This window comes from Silvibacterium bohemicum (assembly GCF_001006305.1).
In the GTDB taxonomy this organism is placed as follows: Bacteria; Acidobacteriota; Terriglobia; order Terriglobales; family Acidobacteriaceae; genus Silvibacterium; species Silvibacterium bohemicum.
In genome coordinates this window covers 766,873-781,029 of the sequence record NZ_LBHJ01000012.1, presented here as the reverse complement: position 1 = coordinate 781,029, position 14,157 = coordinate 766,873, and the positions used below count along the sequence as shown (strand labels likewise).

The 14,157-nt window shown below is 59.4% G+C and carries 8 protein-coding genes; 2 read left to right on the top strand and 6 right to left on the bottom strand.

Annotation, left to right across the window (positions count from 1 at the left end):
• The first annotated feature begins 128 nt into the window (after window positions 1–128).
• Window positions 129–2,264 (top strand): S53 family peptidase, encoded by a 2,136-nt coding sequence (locus XX99_RS19480; protein ID WP_050061019.1) that lies wholly within the window; start codon window positions 129–131, stop codon window positions 2,262–2,264.
• 106 nt (window positions 2,265–2,370) lie between these two features.
• Here the strand turns inward: XX99_RS19480 and XX99_RS19475 are convergent, their stop codons facing one another.
• The 5 genes from XX99_RS19475 to XX99_RS19455 all read right to left on the bottom strand — a co-directional run bounded on the left by XX99_RS19475 (window position 2,371) and on the right by XX99_RS19455 (window position 10,934).
• The gene (locus tag XX99_RS19475) at window positions 2,371–5,052 is read right to left on the bottom strand and encodes an ABC transporter permease (protein WP_050061018.1); all 2,682 of its coding nucleotides are present in this window, start codon (window positions 5,050–5,052) and stop codon (window positions 2,371–2,373) included.
• 10 nt (window positions 5,053–5,062) lie between these two features.
• Window positions 5,063–7,774, bottom strand: a complete 2,712-nt coding sequence (locus tag XX99_RS19470) for an ABC transporter permease (protein WP_050061017.1) — start codon at window positions 7,772–7,774, stop codon at window positions 5,063–5,065.
• Window positions 7,775–7,797: 23 nt separating this feature from the next.
• Entirely contained in the window at window positions 7,798–8,139 is a 342-nt protein-coding gene (locus XX99_RS19465) for a PadR family transcriptional regulator (protein ID WP_050061016.1), read from the bottom strand.
• A gap of 134 nt (window positions 8,140–8,273) precedes the next feature.
• Window positions 8,274–8,891, bottom strand: a complete 618-nt coding sequence (locus XX99_RS27370; RefSeq protein ID WP_184085103.1) for a hypothetical protein — start codon at window positions 8,889–8,891, stop codon at window positions 8,274–8,276.
• 300 nt (window positions 8,892–9,191) lie between these two features.
• Window positions 9,192–10,934, bottom strand: coding sequence for a lytic transglycosylase domain-containing protein (locus XX99_RS19455; RefSeq protein WP_082125725.1), 1,743 nt, complete (start codon window positions 10,932–10,934; stop codon window positions 9,192–9,194).
• A gap of 280 nt (window positions 10,935–11,214) precedes the next feature.
• On the opposite strand from XX99_RS19455, the gene lepA reads away from it, so the two are divergent.
• On the top strand, window positions 11,215–13,026 hold the full coding sequence (gene lepA, locus XX99_RS19450; RefSeq protein WP_050061015.1) for a translation elongation factor 4: 1,812 nt from the start codon (window positions 11,215–11,217) through the stop codon (window positions 13,024–13,026).
• Between the two features lie 413 nt (window positions 13,027–13,439).
• Here lepA and XX99_RS19445 read toward each other — a convergent pair whose 3' ends face one another.
• On the bottom strand, window positions 13,440–14,120 hold the full coding sequence (locus tag XX99_RS19445) for an OmpH family outer membrane protein (protein WP_050061014.1): 681 nt from the start codon (window positions 14,118–14,120) through the stop codon (window positions 13,440–13,442).
• Window positions 14,121–14,157: the final 37 nt, after the last annotated feature.

The window sequence follows — 14,157 nt, the reverse complement described above, 5'->3', positions numbered from 1 at the left end:
AGCGCGATCGAGATAAATATTTATTGCGATTTTAGGAATATGGATTAACAAGCCCTGTTAATTCATCGGAATGTTTCAGTTCCTGAGCTTTCCTCATTCGGCAAGAGTTGCAAGGAGAAGATACCCACGTGAGAAATTGGAAAACATTTCTGCTGCTGCTATCGTCAGTGCCGCTGGCGACAGCCTCAATGCTATTTGCCGCAACTGCGGCCAACGGTTCCATCCAACCCAGAGTGATTGCAGCGATTGATGAATCCAGCCGTGTTACTTTGGCCGGGAACATCCATCCGGCGGCGACTCCTGCACACGATATGGGCGAAGTACCGGACAGCCAGCCGCTCGAACATATGCAGCTGCTGCTAAAGCGATCGGAGGCTCAGGAAAAAGAGCTGAACGAGTATGCCGAGAGTGTGACTGACAAGCGTTCTCCGCACTACCACCAGTGGATGACACTCGAGGATTACGCATTGCATTATGGCGTAGCGGATGAAGACATCGAGAAGGTTTCAGGCTGGCTCGAATTGCATGGATTCAAAGTGAATTCAGTTGCGGCGAACCGGACGACGATCGACTTCTCCGGCACCGAAGCAAGCATCCGTGAAGCATTCCGATGTGAAATTCACTCTTACAAGGTGAAAGGAGTGATGCATATCGCGAACGCGAGCGACCCCAGCATTCCCGCCGCCCTGGAGCCAGTCGTGACCGGCGTGGTATCTATGCATGATTTCTTTCCTCAGCCAGCGAGCGTACCTAAAGCTGCCTTCACCTTCGGCCCTGCAGGCAGCACGACGGAGGCAGTAACACCAGGAGATCTGGCTGAGATCTATAACCTGAACCCGCTGTTTTCCGAGGGCATTACTGGGACAGGCCAGGTTATCGCGATCCTTCAAGACTCCGATGTTTTCTCGACGAAGGACATCTCCACCTTCCGGTCAACATTTGGGCTTTCGAAATTCACCTCGGGCAGCTTCACCCAGGTACACCCGACTCCGGGATCGGGAACGAATAACTGCATCGATCCTGGCGCGACCGGAGACGATGGAGAAGCGACCTTGGACGTGGAGTATGCCAGCGCGGCAGCGCCCAATGCGACCATCGAACTCGTTTCCTGCCAGAATAGCTCGACGTCCTCCGGCACGATGCTTGCACTTCAAAACCTGCTCGATAGGACTTCCACCCGTCCGGCAATCGCAAGCCTCAGCTTTCAAATATGCGAAGCGAATATCGGCGCGGCGGGCAATGCTGCGATCAGCAGCCTTTTTCGCCAGGCAGCCATCGAGGGGGTCTCACTCTTCGTGGCCGCGGGTGATGCGGCGGGAGTGACCTGCGATCTCGGCAGCTCTGCGGCTACGCACGGTATTGCGGTGAACGGCCTGGCGTCGACTCCGTTTAACGTCGCTGTGGGCGGGACGGACTTCGGCGATCTCTTCGCAAACGATGTCAGCACTTTCTGGAACACCACCAACTCATCCACCTTCGAATCGGCGAAGTCCTACGTTCCTGAAATTCCCTGGAACGACTCCTGCGCCGGCCAGTTGTTCACGACGTTTGCCGGGTTCTCCGTGCCCTTCGGTTCCAGCGGATTTTGCAATAGCTCTACCGGCGAGGGCTTTCTCTCGATAACGGGCGGCGGGGGCGGCCCGAGCGGATGCGCAACCGGCACCGCGAGCACTCCCGGCGTGGTGAGCGGCACGTGCAAAGGCTATGCCAAGCCCTCCTGGCAGTCGTTGCTCGGCGTTCCATCCGATGGAGTGCGCGACCTTCCGGATGTCTCTCTCTTCGCCGGCAACGGGTTTTCGTCCCATCTCTACATCTTCTGCTTTAGCGATACGGCTCACGGCGGCACGCCTTGCGTGGGCAATCCGAGCGGCTGGACGGGCGAGGGCGGGACCAGCTTTTCTTCGCCGATCATGGCCGGCATCCAGGCTCTGGTCGATGAGCAACACGGACGCCAAGGAAATCCCGACTCGATTTATTACAAGATTGCCCAATCGGAATATGGAGCGAAGGGCAGCTCTGCGTGCAATTCCACGCTGGGGAACAAGGTGAACGCGGGCTGCATTTTCTACGATGTGACCCGGGGCGATATGTCAGTCAATTGCAAGGGAACGCATAACTGCTTCGATCCGTCTGGAACGAACGGTGTGGTCTCCGTCTCCGACGCCAGCGACCAGCCGGCGTTCAAGGCGGTAACCGGTTGGGATTTCGCTACCGGCATCGGAACCGTCAACGCAACCAACCTGGTGTCAAGCAGCGACTGGTAGTCGTCTGCCAGACAAAAAACGATCAGGCGAGTTGATGCCGGCTCGCCTGATTCAATTTGGGGTGGAGAGAACGAGGCAGAAACCACTTCGCGCCTTCATCATTTTCCTATTCCATTCGTAGAGCCCGCATCGGATCGATCCTCGTCGCCCTCCACGCGGGAACGCAGCAGGCGGCGATGGCTACCAGCAACAGCAGCGCCGTCACCACGCCCATCGTCCAGGGATCGTAGGCGCTCACGCCGTAGAGCAGCGAAGAGTGGGCCATCACTTGAGTCAACGCCAGGGCTGCGGCCAATCCGGCGCACGCGCCCAGGATTGCCAGTCTTCCACCCTGTTCGATCACCCAGCGCAACACCCGGCTCCGGTCGGCACCCAGAGCCATGCGAACGCCGATCTCCTGCGTGCGCTGGCTCACCACGTAGGAGATGACTCCATACATGCCGACGCTCGCCAGCAGGAGCGCCGTCGCAGCAAACACGCTCAACAGGATCATGGAAAAGCGGCGCGAGGCCAGCAAATCCGCGATCATTGCGTCCATAGTCTCAGGGTTGTAGGCAACTTGCTCCCGGCTCATGCGAGCCAAAGATGATTGAATGGCCCGGAAGGTGGAAGCACCATCGGTGCTTGAACGCACGAAGACCTGCATCCCCAGCGGAACCAAACTCAATTGAACCGGCGGCAGCTGCAGTATGGGCTGGTACGTCTCAGCGCGCAGGGAGTTGGTCGCATCGAGGTCGAGTCCCCACTGGTTTACGTGCCCTACAACGCCGACGATCACTGCCGGGGCGTCGAAGTTATCCAAATGAATGCGCTTTCCGATCGGATCTTCGTTGCCGAAGAACTTGTGCGCGAAGACGTCGTCGACGACCACCACGCGCGGCGAATGTTGATCGTCGGCATCCGCGAGAAAGCGCCCGCGCAGCAGCGGCACACCCATGGCCTTGAGATATCCCGACCCGACGATGTAGCGGATCGACCAGTGCATCGCGTTTTCGCTGGTTGGCTTCGGCTCTCCATCGAGCCAGAAAAGAGTTTCATCATCGGATCCCATGGGCACCGCACCCCACGAAAGCGATACGGCTTGCACTCCAGGTGTGGCGGCGATCGTTCGTTCCACTTCGCGCAGGTAAGCGCGCACGCGGTCTTCGCTGCTGCCCACCGAAGGCGGCGCCTGCACACCGAGCGTCAGGACTCCTTCGGGCCGGAAGCCCGGATTGATTTCGGAGAGCTTCATCATGCTGCGGATGACCAGCCCGGCGCCGGCCAGCAGCACCAACGCCAATGCCATCTGCACGATCACCAGTGTGTCCTGCACTCGATGACGACTGCCGCTGGTCCCTCGTCCGCCTTCACGCAGGGTGTCGACCAGATTCTGCCGAAATGTGTTGAGCGCCGGAGCGAGCCCAAAAAAAATCCCCGAAGCCAGCGAGACAAAGAGGGTGAAGCAGAGAACACCTGCGCTGATGTGAATGTCGCCGGCGCGTGGAAGGTCCTGGGGCACCAGCTTCAATGCGGCCTTGGTGCCGAAACCGGCAATCAACAGACCCAGAGCGCCTCCTGCCAGCGAAAGCATTGCGCTCTCCGTCAGCAGCTGCCGGATCAGCCGGCCGCGTCCGGCACCGAGCGCTGAGCGAACTGCGAACTCCGCTGTACGAACGCTGGATCTTGCCAGGAGAAGATTGGCCACATTGACGCAGGCGATCAATAGAACGAATCCCACCGCCCCGAACAGGATGAGCAACAGCGGCTGCACATTGCGCACCATTGCATACCGGAAGGGTACAAGCCTGGCGCGAATCCCCCCATCGTCCTGGGGAAATTCCTTTTCCAACCGCTCGGATAGACGCGCCATATCTTCCTGCGCCTGCTCCAGCGTTACTCCTGACCTCAGCCGGGCGATGCCGTGAATCCCCAATCCGGCAGCACGATCCTTGAGCGCGGGATTCTGAAACTGGCCGATAGGAACGTACAGATCCGTGGGCCGGAAGTTGTTGATGGTGAGATTGAAGCTCTCCGGCAACACGCCCACGATGGTGTAGTCGCGTCCATCGAGGGTCAGCGCCCTGCCCAGAACCTCAGGCCGCGAGCCGAACTTGCGCTTCCATAAACCGGCGCTCAGCAGTACTACTGGCCCACGGCCGATCTCGTCTTCTTTCGGAGCGAATAGCCTGCCGAGCGCCGGCTTGACTCCGAGAAGAGGAAAGAAATCCGAGGACACCAGATCCGCGGCAACCTCTTCTGCGTCTCCCTGGCCGGTCATGTTGTAGCCTGTGGGCCGCGCCACGGCGAGAGCAGACAGCGTCTTGTTATCGCGCTGCCAGTCGCGAAAGTTGAGATAGGAGATCGATCCCTCGCTGAAGTTCTGCTTGCTCTCATGCACTGTCACCAACTCTTCCGGATGCGGATAAGGAAGCGGATTGAGCAGCACGCCGTTCACCACCGAGAAGAGCGCGGTGTTGGCTCCGATCCCCAGCGCCAGGGTGAGCACCGCGACGAGGGTGAATCCGGGATTCTTGAGCAGCATGCGGGCGCCGTAGCCGACATCCTGAACGAGCTTTTCGAGCACTGGAAGCCCGCGACGCTCGCGGTAAGCCTGTTGGGTCTGCGCAATGCCTCCCATCTGGATGAGCACGCGGCGTCGCGCCTCCTCGCGGCTCAGGCCGATGCGGACTCCATCCTCGATGCGCATCGCGATGTCGTTCTCCAGCTCAGTCGCAAACTCTGCTTCGCCGTCATGCGCGCCGAACATCCCCAACAGCCGAAACCATAACGCTCGCAGCTTTCGCATCCTCGTTCTCCTATTCCATCCGTAAAGTGGTCATGGGATCGACCGAAGCCGCGCGCCGGGCAGGCACATACGCGGCCAACGCTGAAACCGCGCTGAGAAAAGCCGCAGCCAGAAGATAAACCAGCGGATCGGTCGAACTCACGCGCAGCAGCTTTGCTCCCGCACCCATCGCCGAGTTGGTGAAGGACACGGCGGCAAGACTGCGCGTCACTCCGAGCGCCACCACAGCGCCAGCCAGCAGCCCGGCCACGGTCAGCCGCATCCCCTGTCTCACCACCAGACTAAGGACATCGACCGGCCGCGCTCCCAATGCCATGCGGATGCCGATCTCCGGCGTACGCTGCGCCACCGAGTAAGCCATGACGCTATACAGTCCGATGGCCGCGAGCAGAACCGAAAGGCCTCCGAGCACCGTAAGCAGGCTTGCCGCCACACGCTGCGGATAGAGCGAGGCTCCGATGAACTCCGACATGGGCACAGCATCGAAGACAGTCACGCTGGGATCGAGTTGCCGCACGCTGGACCGCAGCGCCGCCAGTACGATGCCCGGATCGCCTTGAGAGCGTACGTAAAATGCCAGGTTCATATCTGCGCGATAGATCTGGCGAAACGGAACATAGATATACGGCACAAACGACTCGGCGAGGTAGTGATACTTGCTGTCCTTCACGACGCCGACCACGGTGAACCACTCGCCCCATCCGTGAATGCGTCGCCCGATGGGGTTGCGCCCGGCGAAGAACCGGCGCGCGAAGGTCTGGTTGACGATCATCACCGGCTGCGACTTTTCGTCGTCGTGTTCGGTGAACTGCCGGCCATCCATCATCGGTATTTTGAGAAGCGAGAGATACCCAGGCGAGATTACATTGCGAAACATCTTCATGTTCTCGCCCGCGGATGGAACATATCCCTCGATCTGTAAGTCTTCCCACCAGCTCGGTTCAAAGCCCAGAGGCACACCGTCGGAATACGCCACGTCGACAACGCCGGGCGCAGAGCTCATCTTGTCGGCCAGGCGGCGGCAGAACTCCTTCCGCTGTTCCAGGTCGTAGCCATTCGTCGCCAGAGAGAACTGCGACAGGAGAACGCCGCGCGCATCGAAGCCGGGGTCGATCTGCCGCGTCTGCTCAAAGCTCCGCGCAAACAGACCCGCGCAGACCAGAGCAACCAGCGCCAGAGCTACCTCTGCGGCCACCAGCGCGGAGCCCAGCCGATGCCGTCTGCGGCCGGCAGCTCCACTGCGTCCACCTTCGTTCATCCTTGCACTGAGTTCAGTCCTGCCCGATTGCAGAGCCGGAACGACTCCCGCGGCAACGGTCGCGAGAACGCAGATTCCGGCCGTGAAGAGCACCACGCGCAGATGCAGCCCGGTATCGAGCACCAGCGAAAGTTGCACCGGCGGCATGAAGAGCCGCAATGCGTGGGTCATCCAGTGCGCTGCTACGGCTCCCAGCGTCGCACCCATTGCGGAGAGCAGCAGGCTTTCGGTCAGCACCTGCCGCACCAGTCTCCACCGTCCTGATCCCAACGCAAGGCGCGTGCTGAACTCTTTTTCCCGCACCGTGGCACGCGCCAGCAGCAGATTCGCGACATTCACGCAGACAATCGCCAGCAACAGGACACAGACGCCCATCAAAATCTGCAGCGGTCCGGCCAGCAATCCCTGCGGCCCGTGCGGCGATTTGGATAGCGGCAGCAGCGTGGCGCTCATGCCTTCGTTGGTGTCGGCATCGGCTTTGGCCATGCGCGCGGCCAGCAACGCCAGCTCCTCGCGGGCCTGTTCCACGCTCACGCCTCGCTTCAGCCGGGCAATGCCCAGCACGGCGCGGTCCTGCCGATTCCGGATCATCCACGGCTCGACGCCCTCCAGCACCGGCCGCTGCATATACGGCACCCAAAGATCGAAGGCCAGGGCGGCCATCGATCCATGAAACGCCGGATCGGCTACCCCCGCCACCGTCAGCTCATGCTGATCGACGCGGATGGTCTTTCCGACAATGGAAGGATCGGCTCCGAAGTGAGAGCGCCAGTATCGGTCGCTGATGACGGCGACGGGAAACGCGCCCGGCTTGTCGCCATACTCGTCAGGAGCGAACATGCGCCCGACTTCCGGCTTCACTCCGAGCACGGCAAAGAAGTTCCCCGAGACATACTCGCCCGACACACGCTCGGCATGGTCCTTCTGCCCGATGCTGAACGCCGCGGGACGAGTCACCGCAATGCCGTCGAGCAAGGTGAGATGATCGCGAAAATCCCGGTAGTCGGGATAAGAGTTAGGTACGAAATCGCCGCCCGGGGTCACCGATTCCAGAGCTACTAGCCGTCCCGGATCGCTCACCCCGCGCAAAGGACGAAGCAGCACGTTATCTATCCACGTAAAAGCCGTCGTGCTGGTGCCAATGCCGAGTGCGAGGGTCAGGACGGCAACAGCGGTGAAGGAAGGATTGCGGCTCATCATGCGCAGGCCGTGCTTCACATCGTGCAAAAAATCTTCGAGCACCGGCAGTCCGCGCCGCTCGCGATACGCCTGCCGAGTCTGCTCGATACCGCCCATCTGGATCAGCACGCGGCGTCGCGCCTCCTCGCGGCTCAGACCGATTCGCATTCCATCCTCGATCCGCAGATCGATGTCGTTCTCCAGCTCGGCGGCGAAGTCCGCTTCATCACTGTCCACGCCGAACATCCCCAGCAACCGAAACCATAACGCCCGCAGCTTTCGCATCGCGCTTCTCCTTATGCGTCCCCTTACGCTTCCTCTGCCGGCGAAAGAAAGCGCGCCAGGATGGCAGTCGTCTGCTCCCAGTCAGCGGTCTCTTTCTTTACCTGCTTCTGTCCCGCCCGCGTCAGCTCGTAGAACTTTGCCTTGCGATTGTTCTCGGAGACGCCCCAGCGCGAAGCGATGTAGCCCTCCTGCTCTAGCTTGAGCAGCGCGGGGTAGAGCGTTCCGTAGTTCAGCGAGAGCAGGTCGCCGCTGGTCTGCTCGATGCGCCGCGCGATCCCGTAGCCATGCTGAGGCCCCATCGTCTCCAGGGTCTTGAGCACCATCAGCGCCAGGGTTCCCTGCCAGACATCTTTCTTATCGCCCATGACCCATCTCCTATTGGTTAACCATAGGATCATGGCATGGGCTGATATGGGAAAGCAATAGGAATCGTCCAGACGCAAAAAAGCCCGGCTTTATGCCGGGCTCTTTTGCTTGCCTCTTTACTGCGGGTTAAAAGTTACTTGGTTGCCTTTTTGGTTGCCTTTTTTGCTGCCTTCTTCACGGCCTTCTTTGCAGGGGCCTTCTTTGCTGCCTTCTTGGCCGGAGCCTTCTTTGCTGCCTTTTTTGCTGCTTTCTTGACTGCCAAAGGAATACCTCGTCTAGTTGATTTTTTACTGCTGGCGCTCTTGTTGCCGGCTGTGGATTTCTTCACAGCCTTCCTGCCGCTAGCGCCCTTAGTGCTCTTTTTCGCGGCAGATTTCTTTGCGGCCTTCTTCGCCGGAGCTTTTTTCGCAACCGGCTTCTTGGCGACAGCCTTCTTCGCTGCTTTCTTCGCTGGAGCTTTCTTAGCAGGAGCTTTCTTGGCTGCCTTCTTGACCGAACTTTTCTTTGCCGGAGCCGCCTTCTTGGCGACAGCCGGGGGAGCCGGCTTCGCAGCCGCCTCGCTCGCGATTTCATCCTTGTGCTCTTCGTCGTCGTCTTCGATGTCGTCGTCGTCGGAGGATACCGAGACTAAGATCTCTTCTTCTTCATCGTCATCTTCGCCGAAGCCATCTTCTATCTCCTCGGGAAATTCGTCCGTCTCTGGTTCGTAATCACCGTCGCTGTGTGCGTAAAGCTTACGATCTTCCTGCATCGAATTGGCCCTCCGGCCTTCGGCCCTGACTGTGCGTTTCCAAACTAACTTGCCGCGGCAACGAACAAGTCCCGCGCCGCGAATTATAGCAACAGGATGCAACGCCTTGCGATGGAACGCAAGCGCTTACTTCAGCATGAACCAAATTTCTATCGTCCACTTCACGTATTCTCTCGCACAACGGCCATGTAATACGTCGAACATCTCATGTAAAGAGAGTCGATGTACATCGATTCTCTATCGGCTAAGACGCGAAGAGGTTCCAATCGTCACCGTCGCTGCACACAATCGAGACAAGGCTTAGGATTTTCGCGCGCGATGCTGGGCAGGCTTGGCTTGCGATGCTCGGGCTTTTGCGTTGCCCGTGCTCTTCACGGCATGTCGCGAAGCTTTGCCTGAGGTGCGCGTGGTTGCTCTGCGAGCCGCGCCCGTCGATGCTCTCCCGCGGCTGGAGCGTGAAACCGACGAGGAGATATTCGCCGGCTCAGCCACATAGAGGCCGCGGCCGACTGGCACTGCTTTCGTCTTCAAACGGTTCCAACGCTTCAACTGATCGACTGTCACTCCGAATCGATCCGCCACGGTGACCAGACTGTCGCCGCGTCGCGCGTGATAAAGAGCAGTCCGCAGCGCTGGAGCTGTCGCCGGGGCCACGGGAATCACCAGAGCCTCGAGGTTGGAAACGTCGTCCGTCGAAGTCAATTGATTGGCAGTTGCGATCTCCGCTGCCGAGACATGATAAGCACGCGCCACCTCTTCCAGCGTTTCGCCGGAGGCAAGCTTGTGGAAGCGCCAGTAGCGCCGCTTGTCTTCCGGGATCTCCGCAATCTCTTTCTGGAAGAGATCCAGGGTGCCTGCGGGCAGATGCAGGTCATAGCTCTCATCCGGAGGAGTGGCCATGCGCAGGAGGCTTGGATTCAGACCCGTAATCTCCTGCACCGGCGCGCCGGTGATGTCGGCTACCAGGCGTAGATCGACGCTGTAGTCGGTCTTCACCGTATCCATCAGCAGCGGAGGATCGGGTTGGATGTCTTCCAATCCATACTGCTTCGGGTTCTTGGCGATGAGCGCGACGGCGATGATTTCGGGAACGTAGTTCTTAGTCTGGGCGGGCAGGTTGTTGCGCCGGTATAGCTCCCAGAAATCGGCGTAGCCGGTGCGCTGCACCGCGCGCTGCACCGCGCCGGCCCCCCAGTTATAGGCGGCAATCGCCAGATACCAGTCACCCAGTTGCGCGTAGTTGGCCTTGATCAGCCGCGCATAAGCGCGCGTCGCTTTCTCCGGATCGAAACGCTCGTCATACCAGCCCGTCCGGGAAAGCCCATAGACTCCAAACGGCATGAACTGCCACATGCCGCCGGCGCCCGACCCTGCATTCAACGCCTGCGGACGGAAGCTCGATTCCGCAAAAGCAAGGTAGATGAGATCCTGCGGCAGGCCCTCTTCCTTGAGCACCTTTTCGATCATCTCCCTGTAGCGCCCGGCACGCTGAAGGGAAGCCACAATCGTTCCGTGTCCCACGCGGCTCTTCGTGTAGAAGGTGATAAAGCTGGCGACGTAATCGTTCAGCACAAGGGGGAGATCCGATTGTGTGGTCTTCAGTGCTTCCTGCGCCTGGGCAACTACGGCGGGATCTACGCTGAAGGTCGCCTGCTCGGCTGCCTCGGCCGGGGTTGGTTCTGCGGTCCCGGCGAAGCCATTCCCCTGCTTCAGTGAATCCATCTCCAGCGTGTTCACCGCGTCCACGATGCGGTCGAACTCCGCGCTCAGGTCGGCATCGCTCTTGATAGGAATACCGCTGGTGAGCATCTGGTCTACGGCGTAGTCGAAGTTCGATTTGGCCGCGGACAGATGGCCGTCACGATAGTTGGCGACGCCGTTCTCGTAAGCCTTCTCTACATTCTGGATCAGCTGCTGAACACGCTGATGCTGCGCAGGGTTGCTCTGCGAAGCGGCGGAAGTAGCCTGAGCATGCCCGAGGGGGATCGATGGCAGGAGGACAATGGCAGCGGCGATGGCGACAAAGGATCGAGAAAGAACCATGCGTAGTTATGAGACGAAGGATCGATCAAGTTCTCTCAACCGGCCCCGTTCCAGAGCTATTGTATGGGACGCGACAAAAAGATTAATGGAGAAGAGTGCTCTCGCAAGTGCGTTCACCAACAGAGTGAGTCACAGATGCGCGAAGCGCATCCGCGTGGACGGCAAGTCCAAGCGCGTCCGCGTGGGCGGCGAGTCCCGCAGGATAATCCGTCCCCTGATAAACTCAACCTTTAGGAAAGTTTCTTCCGCGTGCGGTCATCTGGCACGCCTCCTCTTATTCATGGACAGTAAGCACATCCGCAATTTCGCCATCATCGCGCACATCGATCATGGCAAATCCACCCTCTCCGATCGCCTCCTGGAGCTCACCGGCTCGCTCACCGCGCGTGAGATGCAGGCGCAGGTTCTCGATGCCATGGATCTGGAGCGCGAGCGCGGCATCACCATCAAAGCGCACTCCGTCCGCATGAGCTATCCGGCGAAAGACGGACAGATCTATCAGCTAAACCTGATCGACACGCCTGGCCACGTCGACTTCTCCTATGAGGTCTCGCGCTCGCTGGCCTCGTGCGAAGGCGCGCTGCTGGTCGTCGACGCCTCGCAGGGGGTCGAAGCGCAGACTCTGGCCAACGCCTATCTCGCAATCAGCAACGGGCTCGAGATCATCCCTGTCATCAACAAGATCGATCTGCCGAGCGCCGACATTGGACGCACCCAGGAGATGATCGAGCAGGCCGTCGGCATCGACGCCACGGATGCTCTGGCTGTCAGCGCCAAAACCGGCCTGGGCGTGCCGGACATCCTCGAGGCGGTCGTCAATCGCCTGCCGCCGCCGGCCGGAGATATCGACGCTCCGCTGCAAGCTCTCATCTTCGATTCCTGGTTCGACGCGTACCGCGGCGTCATCGTTCTCGCCCGCATCATTCACGGACGTCTGCGCAAGGGCATGAAGATCCGCCTCATGTCGAATGGCAGGGTCTTCGACGTCGAATCCATGGGCGTGCTCACACCCAAGCCCGTCGAGATCGAAGAATTGACTGCCGGCGAAGTAGGCTTCTTCGTGGCGACCATCAAGAACGTGGCTGATACGAAGATCGGCGACACGGTCACCGATGACGCTCGTCCCGCCGCTGAGCCGCTACCCGGCTTTGAAGACATCAAGTCCATGGTTTTCGCCGGACTGTACACGGTCGACTCGCATGAGCACACGCTGCTTCGCGAAGCCCTGGAGAAGCTCCGTCTCAATGACTCTTCGTTCTTCTTCGAACCGGAAAGCTCCGCGGCTCTCGGCTTCGGCTTCCGCTGCGGCTTCCTAGGCCTCCTGCATATGGAGATCATCCAGGAGCGGCTGGAGCGCGAGTTCGATCTGGATCTGATCACAACTGCTCCGGGCGTGCGCTACAAGATCACGATGACCGACGGAACGCTGCTCGAGGTCGACAATCCCTCGCGCTGGCCGGATGTAACCGGCATCGAGAAGATCGAAGAGCCGATCATTACCGCGACCATCCTCACCAACGAGGAATATGTCGGCGGGATTCTCGAGCTGGTGGAAGAAAAGCGCGGGCGTCAGAAAAATTTCGAGTACGTCACACCCACCCGCGTGATGCTCACCTATGAACTTCCGCTGAACGAGATCGTTCTTGATTTCTACGACCGGCTCAAGTCCGTCTCCCGCGGCTATGCGTCGCTCGACTACCACCTGTCGGGAACCTGGGAGTCGCCGATGCAGAAGCTGGACATTTTGGTTTCCGGCGAGCCGGTCGACGCCCTCTCGATCATCGTCCACCGCGACTTTGCCTATGATCGCGGCCGCATGCTCGTCTCCAAGATGCGCGAGCTTATCCCCCGGCAGATGTTCGAGGTGGCTATCCAGGCCGCCATCGGAGCCAAGATCATCGCCCGTGAGACGGTGACCGCGATCCGCAAGAACGTCATCGCGAAATGCTACGGCGGCGACATTTCCCGTAAGCGCAAGCTGCTGGAAAAGCAAAAAGAAGGCAAAAAGCGGATGAAGCGCATCGGCAAAGTGGATATACCGCAGGAAGCCTTCCTCGCAGTGCTGAAAATCGGCGAAGACAGCTCCCGTTGAGTTCGCAAAATTTGCGATTCCAGCGCAGGGCGCGCTCAGTGTTTTGGGGCCCAGTCAGGATGCTGGAATTGGTTGTTCGAGAGGAGCTTTGACGGTCTGATTCAAGCCATGAGTCATCAGCCTGTAATCTGTATTGTGGAAAGCTCTTTCGGCTGCAAAAATAATTTGAGCCACCGAACTTTGGGTTACTTCCCGATATTACCGACTTAACCATCCTGTAATCAGAGGATTGCGAGCTTCCATCCGCAAATGCTTAAAAAAGTGGATCCCTGCGGGCGATTGCCTGATGGGAAGGGCAAAACCTTCCACATTTTTTTCCACAGGGGAAGCGGATACAGTAATGTTCCCAAAATAAGTTGTTGATCAGCGAAAGGACCTCGAAAATTCGAGGCCCTTTCGCTTGGGACAAAAGCCTATTTAGGCGATGCAGTGTGGGGTGCGGTGGTGGGGTGCGCAGCGGGCGCTGAAGGCGCTCCGGCGGCTGGGGCAGGAACGCCCGACTTGGTGTTATAGGCCTGAACGACGGCCATGGTGATGTCCGTGCCCTGGCCGGCCCAAAGTACGGTGGGCGCCTGCTGCTGGGATGCGGACGCGTCCAGAACAACTCCAAATCCGTTGTCTGTGGCGTAGGTGTTCAGGCTGCCGTAAACCTTCTCCGCCAGCTGCTGATAGGTCGAGGCCATTTCCTGCTGGAAGTCGTTCTGCGCGTCCTCGCCAGTGCGCTGGTAGCTCTTTTCCCGTTCGTCGATGGTCTTCAGACGAGTCTGGCGCTCGGCATCGCTGAGCTTATCGCCGGAGGTCTGAAGCTGCTTCTTGAGCCCATCGATTTCATCAGCCTCGGTCTTGAGTTGCGTCTGCTTCGGCTCGAACTTCTTCCGTAGCTCGGCAAAATTGCGCTGACCTTCGTTGGTCTGCATGACGGCAGCCTGGAAGTTGATAACGGCGATCTTGGTCGAGCCGGTGGGAGCGGCTGCAGTGGCATTCGCGGCGGCGGGAGCGGCAGGGGTTGTTCCTGCCTGGGCTAGGGCGCTCAGCCCCAGGCCTGAGACGAGCACGCAAGTGAGTGGCAAAGAACGCGAAATAACACGTTTCATGGAAATCAAAAATTCCTCCGTTTTGAGTGAGATCGCC